The organism is Nocardia sp. NPDC047648 (assembly GCF_040642815.1).
In the GTDB taxonomy this organism is placed as follows: domain Bacteria; phylum Actinomycetota; class Actinomycetes; order Mycobacteriales; family Mycobacteriaceae; genus Nocardia; species Nocardia gamkensis.
The window spans coordinates 139,785-156,557 of the sequence record NZ_JBEYSX010000016.1; the positions used below are offsets into that span (position 1 = coordinate 139,785).

Sequence of the window (16,773 nt, forward strand, 5' to 3'; positions counted from 1 at the left end):
GCAGTCCGGTTTGCGCCTGCGGCGAACACGGTGCGTCGTCCACGCCACGGGGGCATCCTGGACGTCAGGAGTGCAATTCCGGCAAACAGGGTGGTGGTCGGCGTGGACAACGCCGCGATGGATGCCTACTCCCGCACCGTGATCGCGGTGGCGGCGTCGGTGACCCCGCACGTGGCCAGTGTGCGGACCAGGCGGGGGAGCGGATCGGCGGTGGTCTTCACCGACGACGGATTCCTGCTGACGAATGCGCACGTCGTCGGCGTGGCGAACGGGGGAGAGGTGGTCTTCGCCGACGGAGTGGAATCCCGGTTCGAAGTGGTCGGGGTGGATCCGCTGTCGGATCTGGCCGTGCTGCGCGCTCGCGATGGCGCGCCGGGCGCGGTGCCGCTCGGGGACGCCGACCGATTGGTGGTCGGTCAGCTGGTGGTGGCGGTCGGCAGCCCGCTCGGCCTGGCGGGTTCGGTGACGGCGGGCGTGGTGAGCGCGCTCGGGCGCGCGGTTCCGGTGGCGTCTCGCCGCGCCGGGCGGGTGATCGAGGACGTGATCCAGACCGACGCCGCGCTGAACCCCGGTAATTCCGGTGGCGCCCTGTCGGATTCGGCAGGGCGGGTGGTCGGCATCAACACCGCGGTCGCGGGCATCGGGCTCGGCCTGGCCATCCCGATCAACGCGACGACGCGCCGGATCATCGGCACGCTGCACGCCGATGGACGCGTACGGCGCGCCTACCTCGGCTTGGTCGGCGTGCCGGCGCCGCTGCCGGAGCCGGTCGCCGCGCGCACCGGGCAGGCCGCCGGAGTGCGCATCATCGAGGTGGTCCGCGGTGGTCCCGCCGAACAGGCCGGGCTGCGCCGCGGTGATCTGGTGCTGAGCGTGGCACGGTCGCAAGTGCGTGACGCCCAGGGCATACAGCGACAGCTGTTCGCCGAGGCGATCGGTGTGCAACTGCCCGTCACGGTGCTGCGCAACGGGGCCATGGTGGACGTGATCGCGGTCCCGGTGGAATTGGCGGCGGACTGAGCGCGGGCCTAGTCGGCGGCCGGGACCGGCTCGGCGGCGGGCGTCGGCGCAGGTGACTCTGTCTTCCACCGCGCGTCGACGACCAAACCGCCCAGGCCGACGCCGAGGCAGACGCCGGACAGCGCCAGCATCGCCGGATGGGTCGTCCCGGTGAGCGCGTCACCGAGGATGACGGTCCCGATCGTGCCGGGCAGTACGCCGAGCACCGTGGCGATCAGGTAGGGCCAGAACCGGATCGACGACAACCCGCAGCAATAGTTGATCACCGAGAACGGCACCGCCGCGATGAGCCGCAGCGAGCCCACCGCCAGCCAGCCCCGGCGTGCGAGACGTTCATCGATCGCGCGTACCGCGGGGTGGGTGAGCCGGGCGGCCACCTGATCGCGATCGAGCGCGCGCACGAGCAGGATCGCCAGTACCGCGCTGACGGTCGTCGCCCCCACCGCCAGCGTGATGCCCAGCGGCGGGCCGAACAGCAGTCCGGCGCTCACGGTGAAGACGGTGCGTGGGATCGGCGCCACCGTCACCAGGGCGTGGACCAGGAAGAACACCAGCGGAAAGAGGGGACCGACGGACGTCGCCCAATCCTGCACCTGACGGGGTGACGGCAGCGGAACCAGCAGTGCCGCGCCGAACAACGCCACCGCGCCGACGATCAGCGCGACGATACGCGGGTCCCGGAGCAGCCTGGTCATCCGCGACAGGTTACCGGTTGGTAGTGGCGGGCAGGATCAACCGGCTGGGAATCCGCCCGCTAGCATCAGAGGAGCGGGACGAATGCCCGTTAACCGAAGTAGTCGCTGAGCTGGGCGAATGTGAGGGTATCGGGCGCACACTGCCGGTGCGCCCGTGTTGAGGAAGAGGAACAGCAAGCTATGCCGATTGCTTCAGATTCCGGGGCCGATCCGGTGCCCGAATACGCCGCGTGGCGCAAGGGCGTTGCCGGGGTGCTGGCCAAGGCTCGCCGCGTCGATGTCGGCGAACTTCCCGAGGAGCCCGAGCGGCTGCTCGACGAGACCACCTACGACGGGCTGACCGTCGCCCCGCTCTACACCCGGCGCGACGAGTTGCCCGAACAGCCCCTGCCGGGAACTTTCCCCTTCGTTCGCGGCCGCGACGCCACCCGGGATGTACACCGGGGCTGGTTCGTCAGCGCGCAGTTCGCCCAGCGCGACGCCGCGGCGGCCAACCGGGAGATCCTGGCCGCGCTGGAGAACGGGATCAGCGCGATCTGGCTCGGCGTGGGCGAGCGTGGCGTGCCGGTGGCGGAGCTGCCGACCGCGCTGCACGGCCTGCTGTTCGAATTGGCCCCCCTCACGCTGGACGCGGGCGGCGACGTCGCGGACGCCGCGGACCAGGTGTTCGCGGTGCTCGACGGCTACGCCGCGCCCGCTCGCGATGACATCCGCGTCTCCCTCGGCGCCGCACCCTTGACCAGCCGCTTCGCCGACCGTCCCGATACCGGTCTCGCCGAGGCCGTCGCGCTGGCCGGACGGGCCGCCGGACGGCCGGAAACGGTTCGCGCGATCACCGTGGACGGCACCGTCTTCCACGACGCGGGCGCCTCCGACGCGCAGGAACTGGGCGCGGCCGTCGCCGCGGGCCTGGCCTATCTGCGGGCGCTGACGGAGAGCGTCGACATCGCCGACGCGCTGGAACAGTTGGAGTTCCGGTTCGCGGCCACCGACGATCAGTTCGCCACCATCGCGAAGCTCCGTGCCGCCAGGCAGCTCTGGGCGCGGGTCGCGCAAGTCTGCGGCGCACCGGATTTCGGCGGCGCACCGCAACACGCGGTCACCTCGGCCGCCATGATGAGCCGGCGCGATCCCTGGGTGAACATGCTGCGCACCACCCTCGCCGCGTTCGGCGCAGGCATCGGCGGAGCCGACACGGTGACCGTGCTGCCCTTCGACTCCGCCCTGCCGCCCGGTGAGCTGGGCGTCTCGAAGTCGTTCGCCGACCGGATGGCTCGCAACACCCAGTTGCTGCTGCTCGAGGAATCGCATCTCGGCCACGTGCTCGACCCGGGTGCGGGCTCCTGGTACGTCGAGGACCTCACCGCCGCGCTGGCGGCGAAGGCGTGGGAGTTCCTGCAGGAGATCGAGGCGGCCGGTGGCTACCTCGCCGCGCTGGCGTCCGGTCTGCTCGCCGAGCGCGTCGCCGCGACGAAGGACGCCCGCGATGCCGATGTCGCGCACCGCAAGACCGCCGTCACCGGCGTGAACGAATTCCCGAACCTGGCCGAACAGCCGTTGTCCGAGGCGGCGCGGCAGGCGGGCCGGGTCGCTCGCTACGGCGCCGCGTTCGAGCAGTTGCGCGACCGCTCCGACGCCTACCTCGCCGAACACGGCGCGCGGCCGAAAGCGCTACTGGTGCCGCTCGGTTCGGTGGCGGAGCACAACGTGCGGGTCACCTTCATCGCGAACCTGCTGGCCTCCGGCGGCATCGAGTCGATCAACCCCGGGCCGCTCGCGGTGGACGGCATCGCCGCCGCGGCCACCGAAGCCGGGGCGCCGATCGCGGTTCTGTGCGGGTCGGATGCGCGCTACGGATCCGAAGCCGGTGCGGCTGTGGAGCAATTGCGTGCCGCCGGCGTGGGAACGGTGCTGCTGGCGGGTTCGGCCAAGGCCGTCGCCGACCTCGACGACGCGCGGCGCCCGGACGGATTCCTCGCCGCGCGCATCGACGCCGTAGCCGCGCTGTCCGGCCTGCTGGAGAAGGTGGGAGCCTGATGACTACTCGTGAGATCAAGCATGTGATCGGCAGTTTCGCCGATGTGCCGCTGGCCGAGCGCGCGCCGGAGCCCGCCGCGGTGGACGCGGCGCAGGTGACCGAGTACGTGCGCGCGGCAGCGGCGGCGAACCGGTACGCGCCCGAGCAACTGGTGTGGTCGACGCCCGAAGGCATCGATGTGCCGCCGGTGTTCACCAAGGCCGACCGGGACGCCGTTGCCGCCGAAGGGTATCCACTCGACAGCGTGCCCGGTGTCGCGCCGTTCGTGCGCGGGCCGTACCCGACGATGTACGTCAACCAGCCGTGGACCATCCGCCAGTACGCGGGCTTCTCCACCGCCGCGGATTCGAACGCCTTCTACCGGCGCAATCTGCAGGCGGGCCAGAAAGGCCTGTCGGTCGCGTTCGACCTGGCGACCCACCGCGGCTACGACTCCGATCACCCGCGTGTGCAAGGTGACGTCGGCATGGCCGGCGTCGCGATCGACTCCATCCTGGACATGCGCCAGCTGTTCGACCACATCCCGCTGGACCAGGTCAGCGTCTCGATGACAATGAACGGCGCCGTGCTGCCGATCCTGGCGCTGTACGTCGTCGCCGCCGAGGAGCAGGGCGTCGCGCCCGAGCAGCTGGCCGGAACCATTCAGAACGACATTCTGAAGGAGTTCATGGTCCGCAACACCTACATCTACCCGCCCAAGCCCTCGATGCGGATCATCTCCGACATCTTCGCCTACACCAGCGCGAAGATGCCGAAGTTCAACTCGATCTCCATCTCCGGCTACCACATCCAGGAGGCGGGCGCGACCGCCGACCTGGAGCTGGCCTACACCCTCGCCGACGGTGTCGAGTACATCCGCGCGGGCATCGACGCGGGCATGGAAGTCGACAAGTTCGCGCCGCGCCTGTCGTTCTTCTGGGCCATCGGCATGAACTTCTTCATGGAGGTCGCCAAGCTGCGCGCCGGGCGCCTGCTGTGGAGCGAGCTGGTCGCGAAGTTCAACCCGAAGAGCGCGAAATCGCTATCGCTGCGTACCCATTCGCAGACCTCCGGCTGGTCGCTCACCGCGCAGGACGCCTACAACAACGTCGCACGCACCTGCATCGAGGCGATGGCCGCCACCCAGGGGCACACCCAGTCGCTGCACACCAACGCGCTCGACGAGGCGCTGGCGCTGCCGACGGACTTCTCCGCCCGCATCGCCCGCAACACCCAGCTGCTGATCCAGCAGGAGTCCAACACCACCCGCCCGATCGACCCGTGGGGCGGCTCGTACTACGTCGAGTGGCTCACCCACCAGCTGGCCAACCGCGCCCGCGCGCATATCGCGGAGGTGGAGGCGCACGGCGGCATGGCGCAGGCGATCGGCGAGGGCATCCCGAAGCTGCGTATCGAGGAAGCCGCCGCGCGGACCCAGGCCCGCATCGACACCGGCCAGCAGCCGGTGATCGGCGTCAACAAGTACCAGGTCGAAGAGGACCAGCAGGTCGAGGTCCTCAAGGTCGAGAACTCGCGGGTGCGCGCCGAGCAGATCGAGAAGCTGCGGCGGCTGCGGGCCGAGCGCGATCCCGACGCCGTGCGGCGGGCGCTGGCCGAATTGACCCGTGCAGCGGCCTCCTCCGAGGGTGGCATGACGAACAACCTGCTCGCCCTGGCGATCGACGCGGCAAGGGCCAAGGCCACCGTCGGCGAGATCTCCGATGCGCTGGAGCAGGTGTACGGACGGCACCAGGCCGAAATCCGTACGCTCTCCGGCGTGTACCGCGATGAGGCAGGAAAGGTCACCAACATCACCAAGGCGAGCGAGCTGGTCGAGGAATTCGCCGAGGCCGAGGGCCGCAGGCCGCGCATCCTCGTCGCGAAGATGGGCCAGGACGGCCACGACCGGGGACAGAAGGTGATCGCCACGGCCTTCGCCGACCTCGGCTTCGACGTCGACGTGGGCCCGCTGTTCCAGACCCCGGAAGAGGTGGCGCAGCAGGCGGCCGACAACGACGTGCACGTCGTCGGGGTGTCGTCGCTGGCGGCGGGCCACCTCACGCTGGTGCCCGCCCTGCGGCAGGCACTGGCCGATGTCGGACGTCCCGACATCATGGTCATCGTCGGCGGCGTGATCCCGCCCGGTGACTTCGAGGAGCTCTACCAGGCGGGCGCCGCGGCGATCTTCCCGCCCGGCACGGTGATCGCGGACGCGGCGATCGACCTGCTGAAGAAGCTCGGCGCCGAACTCGGTCACGAACTCGGCAGCGGCGCCACGGATTCCGCCGCGACGGAATGAGCGAAGCCGGTTCCGCGGCGCGCGCCACCCCGAAGGCGGCCGCGCGCCGCACGATCGACGTCGACGCCCTCGCCGCGGCGGTCCGCGCCAACGAGCGGGCCGCCCTGGCGCGGGCGATCACGTTGGTGGAGTCCACCAGGGCCGATCACCGGGCGCTGGCGCAGCAACTGCTGCTGAAGGTTTCACCGGAGGCGGGCGCCGGTGGCGCGCCCTCCAACCGCGTCGGCATCACGGGCGTTCCTGGCGTCGGCAAGTCGACCTTCATCGACGCGCTCGGCATGTACCTGATCGGGCAGGGCCACCGGGTCGCGGTGCTCGCGGTCGACCCGTCCTCGACCCGGACCGGTGGCTCCATCCTCGGCGACAAGACCAGGATGGCGCGATTGTCGGTGGAACGCGACGCATATATCCGGCCTTCGCCCACCGCGGGCACGCTCGGCGGCGTCGCCAAGGCTACGCGGGAGACCATCGCGCTGCTCGAGGCGGCGGGCTACGACGTGATCCTGGTCGAGACCGTCGGGGTGGGTCAGTCGGAGGTCACGGTCGCGAACATGGTCGACGTCTTCTGCTTCCTGACCCTGGCCCGGACCGGCGATCAGCTGCAAGGCATCAAGAAGGGTGTCCTCGAACTCGCCGATCTGGTCGCGGTGAACAAGGCCGACGGCAAACATCAGGTCGAGGCCAAGGCCGCCGCCCGGGAACTCGCGGGTGCGCTGCGCCTGATCCATCCGCACGACGCGCTGTGGCGGCCGCCGGTGCTGACCATGAGCGGATTGGAAGGCGTCGGTCTGGACCGGTTCTGGGACACGGTGCTCGAACACCGCCGCGTGCTCACCGACGCCGGTGAATTCGCCGAGAAGCGGCGTCGCCAGCAGGTCGACTGGACCTGGACCATGGTGCACGACCAGTTGCTGCGCAGGCTCGCGGACAACCCGGAGGTGAAAGCCATTCGGACGCAGGTGGAAAAACAGGTCCGCGACGGCACCCTGACCGCCGCCCTCGCCGCCGAGGAACTACTGCGCGCGTTCGACGGACGCTGATCTGCCGTAGGCGCGAACGTCGCGTCGTGCGGCATCGCGATGGCGGCCGGGTCGATGCGGAACTGCGGATCACCTCGGCCTGCGCGACCGTTCGCGCGGCGGACACTCGACGGTCCCGGGATCCGGCCGACCTCGCCGGGGGGCCTACCGGTGCTTCCCGGGCAAGCGGACCTGCGCCACCAGCGCGCGGTGGTCGGCTCCCGGGAGGTCTACGGTCTCCACAGCGACCGCGCGACCGTCTGCGACGAGAATGTGGTCGATGCCGACGAGGGGTGGCCAGCGCTTGTCGGTCGGATAGGTGACCAGATGCCCGGCGCCCGCCTGTTCGGTGGCGTCGCCGAAGCGGCCGGAGAGCAGCGCACGGAACTGCCGGTGATCGTAGGTCGCGTTGAAGTCGCCGCCGGCGATCGCCGGTCGATTCGCGGGCGATCGATCGAGAATGTCGCGCAGCCGGGACAATTCGTCGGCCCAGACGCGCGTTCCGTACACCGGCGGTACCGGGTGGAAGGCGTACACCGTGACCGGCCCGGCATCCGGGATCTGCGCGGTCGCCGAGAGCTGGTTCAACACGAAGCCGTCGTACTCCACGGTTTCCGACAGACGGTGGCTGCTCCAGATTCCCGTCCCCGTCGCGGTTCTTCCCGGCGAGAGGAAACGGTACGGCAGCACCTGATCGAGACCTGCCCGGCCGAGATCCTCTACCGCCGTGGGAGTGAGCTCATCGACGGTGAGCACAGCGACGTTGCGTGCGCGCACCTCGTCGACCAGCGCCCGGGGGTCGACTCCGTCGAACAGGAGATTGGCCTGCATCACGGTCACGGTGTGCCCGTCATCGTCGTCCGGGTGGCCGACATACAGCGGCGCTTGCGTCCACGTCGCGAGGGCTACGACCACGATCGCTACTCCCGCGCCGATCCGGTTTCGCATGGCGACGAAGGCGACCGCACCCAGGACGGCGGAACACATCAGATACGGCGCGCCCGACGCCGCCAGAACCAGTATTCGAGACGACGACCCGCTGAAGTGCAGCGCGATCCCGGCGACGGCGGCCACAGCCGCAACCCACGCCAGCAGGCGGATACCGAGCAGAACCGACTTCGCAGTCATGTCCGATACCCGAGCACGCCCGTTCACTCGATACCGAACAGCGTCGCCGCGTTGTGGTAGCAGACCTGACGCAACCAGTCGTCACCGAGTTCGAGCCGTTCGAGCGCCTCGATCGAATGACCGTAGGAGTGCGGGATATTGGGAAAGTCACTGCCGAACAGGATGCGGTCGGCGAAGGCGCGCAGCCTGCCGTGCTCGTGCGCCGGGAACGGAGCGTCGGCCTCGGAGAAATCGGTCCACACCATCGTGGTGTCCAGCCGCACCTCCGCGTAATCGCCTGCGAGGTCGAGGAATTCGGAATATTCGGGCGTGCCCATGTGTGCGATGATCAGCCGCAGCCGCGGAAAGCGCCGCAGCACACCGGCGATCGGCTCTGGGCCGGTGTGGGTTCCGGGCGCGGGGCCGGAACCGCAATGGATGACGATGGGGACGCGCGCGTCCTCCAGTAGGCCCCACACCGGGTCCAGCAGCGGGTCGCCCGGGTGGTAGCCGCCGACTTGGACGTGCGCTTTGAAGACGCGGGCGCCGCGCTCGACCGCCTCGCCGACATAACCGGCCGCCTGCGGCTCGGGAAAGAAGGTGGCGGTGTGCAGGCAATCCGGCGTGCCTGCGGCGAAGTCGGCGGTCCATTCGTTGAGCCACGCCGCCATGTCCGGTTTGTGTGGGTACACCAGCGCGGTGAACGCGCGTACGCCGAAGTCGCGCAGCGTCTTCAACCGGACCTCGGCATCGTCGCGGTAGGTGATCGGCCAGGTGCGGCCGGTCAGCGGTCCGACGGTGTCGAAGTACGCCCACACCTTCCGCATCACCTGATCGGGCATGAAATGGGTGTGCACGTCGATGATGCCGGGCAGGCCCAGCCGGGCGCGGAAGGCGGACAGGTAGGTCGCGTCTTCGGCGGCGGTCATCGGACCCCCTGGGCCGCGGGCGGGTGCACCGTCAGCGCGAGGTCGCCGACCCGGGCGATCAGTCGTTCGAAGAACAGCTTCGGGTCGGTGCCGATCACGATGTCGGCGTTGGGTTCCCGGCCCCACATGCCCGCCCAGTCGGCGACCGTGGTCGCGCGGGTGAGGGTGCCCGCGAGCTCCACGTCCACCGTCGCCGGACGGGTGCGGGCCAGCGCCGGGTCCAGCGCCACCGCGGCCGCGAACGGATCGTGCATATGGGCCAGATACCCCAGGTCGTACCCGTGATGGAAGTCGAAGTAGAACCGCACGGCATCGGTGACGTGCCGGACGATCGGATTGCTCGCGGCCGAACGGGCCTCGGGCGGGTCGGCGGGCGAGACAACCTCCACCGGAAAGCTTTTCGCCCGCTCGGCCAGACGGACCAGGTGCTCGGGCCGCATCTCGATCGTCTCGGTGATGTCGAGCGCGCAGACGATCGGCCTGCGCTCGGCGGGCGCCGCGGCGAACGCGTCGAACACCTCTTTGGCGGCTTCCGGGTCGACGTGCACATTCCACTCGTTGGTGGGCGTGGTGTTGCCCGGATGGTTGAACGCGCCGCCCATGATGACCAGACGATCCAGCAGCAACGGCAGATTCGGTTCGATCCGCAAGGCGAGGGCGAGATTGGTCAGCGGCCCGGTGCAGAGTCCGACGATCTCGCCGGGACGGGCGCGCACCAGCTCGGCCCACATCTGCGCGGCCGATCGCGGCGACAGACGGCGAGCCGAGGGGGGAAGTTCGGCGTACCCGATGCCCTGGGGTCCGTGCGTGTCCTCGGTGGTGCGCAGTGGGATCGCCAGGGGATCGGCGGCTCCGAGCGCCACTTCGATCATGGGTGCGCGGCAGACGTCCAGCCAGGCGAGGTTGTTCGCCGCCACCTGCGCCGCAGGAACGTTGCCCGCGGTGGCGGCGATGCCGGCGATCTCGGCCTCGGGGGAGCCGAGCAGGTACAGCAGCGCCAGGGAGTCGTCGATGCCGGTATCGACGTCCAGGATGATCTTCTGCCGCACGGCACGAGACTAGCGAGCCTGAATACCGGGCCGGCGCCGAGGTGCCGGTTGCTCGGCGGTCGCAGCGAGTAGTACATACGTCTAGTACGTTTGTCTAAGACGTTGTAGCCTGTGGGTATGGGAAATCGCGAGGATCTGCTGGCGGGAGCACGGAAAGTCATCGTCGAGCGAGGCGTCGCCAAGGCGACCGCCCGCGACATCGCCTCGGCGGCCGGTGTGAGCCTGGCGGCGATCGGTTACCACTTCGGCTCCAAGGACCAATTGATCACCGAAGCGCTGAGCGACGCTTTGGGCACCGCGATCGGCGACAACATGGAGGCGAAGATCCGCGAGGGCAGCGGCTCGGCGCCCCTGGCGGCGTTCGCCGCCATGTGGAACGGCATGCCCGCGGTGTTCACCGAGTACCGCGACAGCATGCTGGCGAGCATGGAGAATCTGGTGCGCGTCGCGCGCTCGACGGAGTCGCAGGAGTTCTTCGCGCAGAGCCTGCCCGGCGCCTACCGGGACATGGCCGCCGCGCTGCGGCAGGCGCACCCGCAGCTGAACGAAGAGCAGGCCGAGGCGATCGCCGAGCTGTACTTCGTGCTCGTCCAGGGGCTCGGGGTGCTACAGACCATCGCTCCGGAGGCGAACCTGCCGGACGGTGACCGGCTGGCGCAGGCGGTCGCCGCGCTGGCGGGGGTGGACATCTAGTGCCGGGAGGCCGCGGACGATCTCCACGGCCTCCCGACGGGACGGTCAGTGCGTCGGCAGCGGCCACGCCGGATGGTCCGCGCCGTAGGCGGGCGCGGGCGAGGCGTAATCCGGATACTCGGCCAGCACGGGCGGCGCGGTGACGACCTGCCCGTGCCGGACCACATGCGCCGCGCTCGGCATCGCGGGCTTGGGGTGACGCGGTGTGCGGTCCGGCGCGTCGAGCAGCCAGGACGCGGTGCGCGCCAAGGCCACTCGTACGTCCCGTCCGACGCCGTCGTCGCTGCGCGCGACCAAGGCGTCGATCACGCCCGCGGCGAGCAGGTAACCCGACGCGTGGTCGAGTGCCTGCGCGGGCAGCGCCCCCGGCACGGCGGGCGCACCCTCGGCGATGGAGATGCCGGACGCGGCCTGCACGATGCTGTCGAAACCGCGACGCTCTCCCCACGGACCGGCTTCACCCCAGGCGGACACCCGCCCGTGGATCAACCCGGGACGGGCGGCCGCTCGCACCCCCGCCCGCTCCAGCGCGCCCGGCCGGTAGCCGGTGATCAGCACGTCGGCGGCGGCGATCAGATCATCGATGCCGTGGGTGCGCAGGTCCACCAGCGTCGAGCGTTTGCCCTGGCAGGTGTCGGCGAATTGCCAGGAGATCTCGGGCAGCTGCGGCGGGTCGACGCGCAGCACCTCGGCGCCGAGCAACGCCAGCGCGCGCGTCGCGACCGGTCCCGCGATCACCCTGGTCAGATCGAGCACCCGCACGCCCCGCAGGGGTTGCAGGGGCGCGGCGCCCGCCGGTAGGCCGGTCTCCCCGCGGTCGGGGCGGTCGGTGATCGCGACCAGCGGACCCGCTGCCGCGGCCTGTCCCTGCGGGCTCGCGGCCCATTCCTCCTCGGTGCGGACGCGCACCGCGATGGCCCCGTGCGCGGCGGCCTGCTCCTCCAGGTCCGAGGCGCGGATCATGGCCATCTGGGCGACGGCGAGGTCGACCGGCGCGGAGTCGGGCAGGCCGAGCGTGGCGAACAGTCGCGCCCGGTGGTGCGAATAGTTGGCGTGCGTGCGAACCCAGCCGTCGAAGGTGGGGAAGAAGCCGGAAAGATCGGCGAACGGTGTCGGCATCCGGCCGCCGATGCGCAACAGACGCTCGCTGGAGAAGGCCGCGGTGATGCGGGCGGGATCGAGGCGATGCGCCACCGGGTCGAGACGGCGTGCGGTCCGCATGCGGTTCGCGGCCGTGGTCAGCGCCGCGATCGAACCGGCGGCCAGTGCCCAGACCGGTAATGTCGCGGCGAGATTGCTACCCGGATCGGGCGCGGGGGAGATGCGCGAGGCGGTGACACCTATACCGGCCTCGTAGTCCTGGACGAGCCGTGCGTGCGTGTTCACTCGCTTCAGCCTAGTTGGCGCCCCGGGGAACTCGCGTGGCGTGGTCCCTCCGGCCCGGCATGCGCGAAGGACGCCACTTCCGCCCGCCGCGCCGCTCCCCACGGCCACCTGCGTCGATTCGGCTCGACGACGCGTCGGCTCCGCGCACCGGTGCGCCGTGCGCCGATGCGGCGATGCCGTCGTCGACCGGCCGTCGCGTTCGGCCGGGTCGGACCGTCGCGGGCGCTCGGGCGGCGACCGCGTGATCGCGGACGCGTGTCCTCGGGGTAGCGGATGAGGTGCTGACGGGTCCGAGACCTTCGGGGAAGACGAGTCCTGATCGGTCCGCTTTCTTCGCGCGACCCCGGAGCCACCCGCCCCAGCGGGGAAGGGGATGCTGCATCGGTGCAGGAGATCTTTCGGACCGCAGGCGTGGAGGGGTGGGTTCATGCCCAGTGTGTCGACTGTGGCGCGGAAGCGGGTACGCGGGCGGACGAGCCGGTGGTGCTCGCGTCGGTGGTGAAGGTGCCGCTGGTCTTGGAGTTCGCCAGGCAGGCGGCGGCGGGGCAGCTGGATCCCGCGGATCGGGTGCGGGCGCGGGCGGCGGATCGGCTCGGCGGCGTCGGCACCGCGGGCTGCGCCGACGACGTCGAGCTCAGTTTGCGCGACGCCGCGTACTTCGCGCTCACCGTCAGCGACAACACCGCGGCCGACCTGCTGTTCGACCGCGTGGGCCTGGACAACGTACGCTCGCTGCTGCGCGAACTCGGCCTGACCGCCACCCGGGTCGTCGGTCCGCCCCGCGCCGTCGTGCAGTCCATGGCCGAGGATATCGGCGCGGCCGACGCGGCGGAGTTCGCCCGCCGGTTCCCCGCGCTGAACGCCGAGCAGGTGCTGCGCACCCGGGCACTGGACCCCCGGCGGACCACCGCGAGCACTCCGCGCGAGATGGTGCGGCTGCTCACCCTGATCGCCCGGGATCAGGCGGGTGCGCCGGAAGCGTGCCGGTGGGTCCGTGACCTGATGCGCGAGCAGGTTAATTGGTACCGGTTGGCCGCCGCCTTCCCGCCGGAGGTGGGTGTCTGGGCCAAGACGGGGACGCTGCCCGGTGTGCGCAACGAGATCGGCGTCGTCGAGTATCCGGACCGAAAGCGTTACGCCGTAGCCGTTTTCACGCGGGCGGCCACCTTGGCGCAGCGATTGCCCGAGGTGGACCGCGCGATCGGCGCCGCCGCCGTCGAGGCCATCGGCCGCATCGTTCACGGACTGCCGTAGACGACGTCCCACGGCCGTTGCGGCGGGTCGGCGACCGTACCGGGCCGCGACGCGCCGTCGCCTTGCAACACCGTCACCACCAGTTCGGCGAGCTCGCCGACCAGCGGATGGCCCACGCCCACCGGCCAGGCCAGCGACAGCCGATGACTCAGCGCGCCCTCCGGCAGCGGCCGCCAGACCACGCGCGGCTCCTTCCGGGCCACCATGCCCTGATCGAAGGCCACACCGCGGCCGGAGAGCACCATGCCCAGGACGAACTCCGGATTGCGTGCGTGCTGCACCGACGCCGGGCGGAAGCCTTGTTCCCAGCACCGGCGCAGCGTGGCGTCGTAGAGCCCCGGGGCGGCGGCCCGCGGGAAGATCACCAAGCCGTGCCCGGCGAGATCGGCCAGTTCCAGCGCCGACCGTGCGGCCAGCGGCGAATCACGGGGCAGCACCACGCCCAGCGGCGTCTCCACCGCCGGGCCGAGTTCGAGGCCGACCACATCGACCGGGTGTTGCAGCAACCCGGCGTCGAGTTGCCGGTCGGCGAGCAGCCGGACCTGTTCGGCGGTGGCCAGTTCCTGTAGGTCGACCCGGACGTCCCTGGCCTCGAACGCGGTGAGCAGCGCGGCGAGCACCCGCCCGGCCAATTCGGGCGGCACGCCGATCCGCACCGCGTCCATCTCACCGCGATGCGCCTTGCCGACCAGCGTTTTCGTCCGCTCCCAGCGGGCCAGCAGGTCGCGGGACTCCGCGAGCAGGATCTGCCCGGCCTCGGTGAGCTCGACCCGGCGGCTGCCGCGGTCGAACAGCCGCGCGCCGAGGTCGGTCTCGAGGCGGCGGATGCGCTGGCTCAGCGGCGGCTGGGCGATGCCGAGGCGTTCGGCGGCCCGTCCGAAATGCAATTCCTCGGCGACGGCGACGAAGTAGCGGAGCTGGCGCAGCTGGTCCACGCTGCGACGATATCCGTTCCGATATCGCCGAGCGCGTTCGGCGGTCTTGGACAGGGCTACCGCGCATGTGATGTGGTGCCCGCATGAGAGGTTTCGGACGGCGTGATTTCTTCGGCGCGACTATGGGAGCGGCCGCGCTCGCGGGCGTAGCCGCTTGCGGCACAACGGATTCCAAGAACAACACCGCGACGGCCACGGTCTCGGCGGGGGAGTCGTCCGGCGGGATGACACTGCGCTGGTGGGGCAACAACAGCTGGGAGATCCGCCTGCCGGGCGGCAAGACCGTGCTCATCGACCCCTGGCTGACCAGGTTCCATACCGGAACCTACAGCGCCGAGGGCGCGGACCCGCAGACCCCGCTCACGGTGGACACCGCCCTGATCGACCGCTACGTCGACAGCGGGGAACTGCGCGCCGATCACATCCTGGTCACCCACGGCCACTACGACCATCTCGCCGACGTGCCGTACCTGGCGAAGAAGACGGGAGCGACGGTGCTCGGCACCGAGACGCACCTGAACCTGATGGCCGCGCTCGGCGCCCCGGAGGCGCAGCTCGCCTTGGCCACCGGCGGCGAGTTCCTCCGTTTCGACGGGTACGCCATCCGGGTGCTGCGTTCACTGCACTCCGCTTCGGGACCGCGCGCCACGGTGGCGTTCGCGGGCACCCGCCCCGGTCTCGGCGCGGGATCGCTACCGGAGCCGAAGGTGATTCGTGACCTGGTCGAAGGCGGCACGCTCGCCTACGAGGTGAGTGGCGGCGGGGTGAGTGTGCTGAACTTCGGTGGCTCGAACTACATCGAGTCGGAGGTGGCGGGATTGCGCCCGGATGTGCTGCTGCTGCCCGCGGGGGGCGGCAAGATCCAAGACTATGTCGGCCGCCTGCTGCGGGCGACCGGTAACCCACGATATGTGCTGCCCACCCACTGGGACGACTTCGATCATCCGCTCACCGAACCCGCCCGCGACTGGGGCGGTCTGGAAGCCCTGCGGACCGCGGTGGCCGCGGCCAGTCCGCAGAGCGCCTTCGTCACCGTGGATCATCTCCAGACCTTCACGCCTTGACCGGGTCTCGGTCGCTCGCACGGGCTTCGGAACCGCTGCATCAGAAAGCTCCCGCACTCGACCGCGGCGACTACCGTGGTCTGGTCCGGCCGCGCGGTGGGACGACGACGGCGAAGGGAGACCGAACGTGGCAGGCGGCAGCACCGACTCGGAGTGGTTGCGGACGCTGCGATCCGAGGCGGTCGCGCGGCAACACCTGCTGTGCTTCCCACCCGGCGGAGGGTCGGCCACGGCATACCGGGATCTCGCACAACGGTTCGGGGTGGGCGTCGCGGTGCTCGCGGTGCAGTATCCGGGACGGCAGGACCGATTGGGTGAGGACCCGATCACCGATCTGGTCGCGCTGGCGGACCGGATCGCCCAGGCGGTGCTCGCGCAGGGCCGGGTCGCGCGGCTGTCGTTGTTCGGGCACAGCATGGGCGCGACCGTGGCGTTCGAGACCGCGCGCAGGCTCGAGCGTGCCGGGCAGCCGGTGGCCACCCTGTTCGTATCCGGCCGTCCCGCACCCACCTTCGAGGAGACGCAGCGATTGCACCTGGCCTCCGACGACGAACTCATCGATGACCTGGTGCGGCTGGCCGCGGATCCCGCCCCGCTCGAGCTGCTGCGCGCCGAGCCGGGCCTCGCCGAACTCGTACTGCCCGCCGTGCGCGCCGACTACCGCGCCGTAGAGACCTACCGGTATCAGCCGGGGGAGCCGCTGCGCGCAGATATCGCGGCGCTGGTCGGCACCGAGGACCCGACGATGCGACCCGAGCAGGCCGACGAATGGCGCGCGCACACCAGCGGAGGATTCGACCGGGCGACCTTCCCCGGCGGCCATTTCTACCTGGACGAGCACGTCACGCAGGTGGCGGGCTTCGTCGCGCGCCACCTCGGCGCCTGAGCACCCGCGTCAGCGCGGTGCGTGGACACGGGCGGCCGGGGCGGGCCGCCGCAGCGCCCACACATAACCGATCCAGGACACCACCACCAGCGCGGCCGCCACTGCGCGCACCAAACCGAGCGCGTGTTCGGGGTAGATCACGCCGGTGAGGTAGTGGTCGATGAATCCGCTCGACGGCAGCCGCTCTCGGCCGGCGTGCTCGCGCGCCCAATTCTCCAGATGCGTGAGCGGGCAGTCGAAACCGACCACGATCGTGCCGAACCCCCAGCAGACCGCGAGCAGGTGTAGCCAGATCGTGCGCGGGAAGCGCCATGCGAGGAATCCGCCGACCACCACGTAGGCCACGAAGGCGAAATGCGTGACGGCGGTGGCGTCGGCGGCCAGCCGGTAGAGCACGCCTCCAGGGTAGTCCTCCGCCGC

15 protein-coding genes are annotated in these 16,773 nt (G+C 70.6%); 8 read left to right on the plus strand and 7 right to left on the minus strand.

Features of this window, described 5'->3' with window-relative positions; translation table 11 throughout:
* Window positions 1-117: 117 nt before the first annotated feature.
* Window positions 118-1,020 (plus strand): trypsin-like peptidase domain-containing protein, encoded by a 903-nt coding sequence (locus ABZ803_RS28760; protein WP_357044120.1) that lies wholly within the window; start codon window positions 118-120, stop codon window positions 1,018-1,020.
* A gap of 8 nt (window positions 1,021-1,028) precedes the next feature.
* On the opposite strand, the gene ABZ803_RS28765 is transcribed toward ABZ803_RS28760, so the two are convergent.
* Window positions 1,029-1,715, minus strand: coding sequence for a TVP38/TMEM64 family protein (locus ABZ803_RS28765; RefSeq protein ID WP_357043998.1), 687 nt, complete (start codon window positions 1,713-1,715; stop codon window positions 1,029-1,031).
* A 180-nt stretch (window positions 1,716-1,895) separates the two neighbouring features.
* Between ABZ803_RS28765 and ABZ803_RS28770 the strand changes: the two genes are divergently transcribed.
* Genes ABZ803_RS28770 through meaB form a run of 3 tightly spaced genes read left to right on the plus strand, consistent with a single transcriptional unit; the run spans window position 1,896 to window position 7,071 of the window.
* Complete coding sequence (locus ABZ803_RS28770; RefSeq protein WP_357044000.1) at window positions 1,896-3,752, plus strand: methylmalonyl-CoA mutase family protein; 1,857 nt, start codon at window positions 1,896-1,898, stop codon at window positions 3,750-3,752.
* Window positions 3,752-6,031: a methylmalonyl-CoA mutase gene (gene scpA / locus ABZ803_RS28775; protein ID WP_357044001.1), complete on the plus strand. Its 2,280-nt coding sequence runs from the start codon at window positions 3,752-3,754 to the stop codon at window positions 6,029-6,031. The genes ABZ803_RS28770 and scpA overlap by 1 nt, the downstream gene beginning before the upstream one ends.
* Window positions 6,028-7,071, plus strand: a complete 1,044-nt coding sequence (gene meaB / locus ABZ803_RS28780) for a methylmalonyl Co-A mutase-associated GTPase MeaB (RefSeq protein ID WP_062967412.1) — start codon at window positions 6,028-6,030, stop codon at window positions 7,069-7,071. Before scpA ends, meaB begins: the two co-directional genes overlap by 4 nt.
* A gap of 144 nt (window positions 7,072-7,215) precedes the next feature.
* Here the strand turns inward: meaB and ABZ803_RS28785 are convergent, their stop codons facing one another.
* From ABZ803_RS28785 to ABZ803_RS28795, 3 genes are read right to left on the minus strand one after another with little or no spacing between them, the layout of a single operon-like run.
* On the minus strand, window positions 7,216-8,178 hold the full coding sequence (locus ABZ803_RS28785) for an endonuclease/exonuclease/phosphatase family protein (protein WP_357044003.1): 963 nt from the start codon (window positions 8,176-8,178) through the stop codon (window positions 7,216-7,218).
* Window positions 8,179-8,201: 23 nt separating this feature from the next.
* Window positions 8,202-9,086, minus strand: a complete 885-nt coding sequence (locus tag ABZ803_RS28790) for an amidohydrolase family protein (RefSeq protein WP_357044005.1) — start codon at window positions 9,084-9,086, stop codon at window positions 8,202-8,204.
* Window positions 9,083-10,135, minus strand: a complete 1,053-nt coding sequence (locus ABZ803_RS28795) for a nucleoside hydrolase (RefSeq protein ID WP_357044007.1) — start codon at window positions 10,133-10,135, stop codon at window positions 9,083-9,085. Before ABZ803_RS28795 ends, ABZ803_RS28790 begins: the two co-directional genes overlap by 4 nt.
* Before the next feature lie 117 nt (window positions 10,136-10,252).
* Here ABZ803_RS28795 and ABZ803_RS28800 point away from each other — a divergent pair, with 117 nt between their 5' ends.
* Window positions 10,253-10,828, plus strand: coding sequence for a helix-turn-helix domain-containing protein (locus ABZ803_RS28800; protein ID WP_357044009.1), 576 nt, complete (start codon window positions 10,253-10,255; stop codon window positions 10,826-10,828).
* Window positions 10,829-10,873: 45 nt separating this feature from the next.
* Here ABZ803_RS28800 and ABZ803_RS28805 read toward each other — a convergent pair whose 3' ends face one another.
* Window positions 10,874-12,214: a CoA transferase gene (locus tag ABZ803_RS28805; RefSeq protein WP_357044011.1), complete on the minus strand. Its 1,341-nt coding sequence runs from the start codon at window positions 12,212-12,214 to the stop codon at window positions 10,874-10,876.
* A 384-nt stretch (window positions 12,215-12,598) separates the two neighbouring features.
* Between ABZ803_RS28805 and ABZ803_RS28810 the strand changes: the two genes are divergently transcribed.
* A complete protein-coding gene (locus tag ABZ803_RS28810; RefSeq protein WP_357044013.1) occupies window positions 12,599-13,468 on the plus strand; it encodes a serine hydrolase in 870 nt (289 codons plus the stop codon).
* Here the strand turns inward: ABZ803_RS28810 and ABZ803_RS28815 are convergent.
* Entirely contained in the window at window positions 13,453-14,403 is a 951-nt protein-coding gene (locus ABZ803_RS28815) for a LysR substrate-binding domain-containing protein (protein ID WP_357044015.1), read from the minus strand. The genes ABZ803_RS28810 and ABZ803_RS28815 overlap by 16 nt on opposite strands.
* 83 nt (window positions 14,404-14,486) lie before the next feature.
* On the opposite strand from ABZ803_RS28815, the gene ABZ803_RS28820 reads away from it, so the two are divergent.
* Window positions 14,487-15,467 (plus strand): MBL fold metallo-hydrolase, encoded by a 981-nt coding sequence (locus ABZ803_RS28820; RefSeq protein WP_357044017.1) that lies wholly within the window; start codon window positions 14,487-14,489, stop codon window positions 15,465-15,467.
* Window positions 15,468-15,594: 127 nt separating this feature from the next.
* The gene (locus tag ABZ803_RS28825) at window positions 15,595-16,353 is read left to right on the plus strand and encodes an alpha/beta fold hydrolase (protein WP_357044019.1); all 759 of its coding nucleotides are present in this window, start codon (window positions 15,595-15,597) and stop codon (window positions 16,351-16,353) included.
* Window positions 16,354-16,362: 9 nt separating this feature from the next.
* Here the strand turns inward: ABZ803_RS28825 and ABZ803_RS28830 are convergent, their stop codons facing one another.
* The gene (locus tag ABZ803_RS28830; RefSeq protein ID WP_357044021.1) at window positions 16,363-16,749 is read right to left on the minus strand and encodes a DUF2784 domain-containing protein; all 387 of its coding nucleotides are present in this window, start codon (window positions 16,747-16,749) and stop codon (window positions 16,363-16,365) included.
* Window positions 16,750-16,773 lie beyond the last annotated feature (24 nt).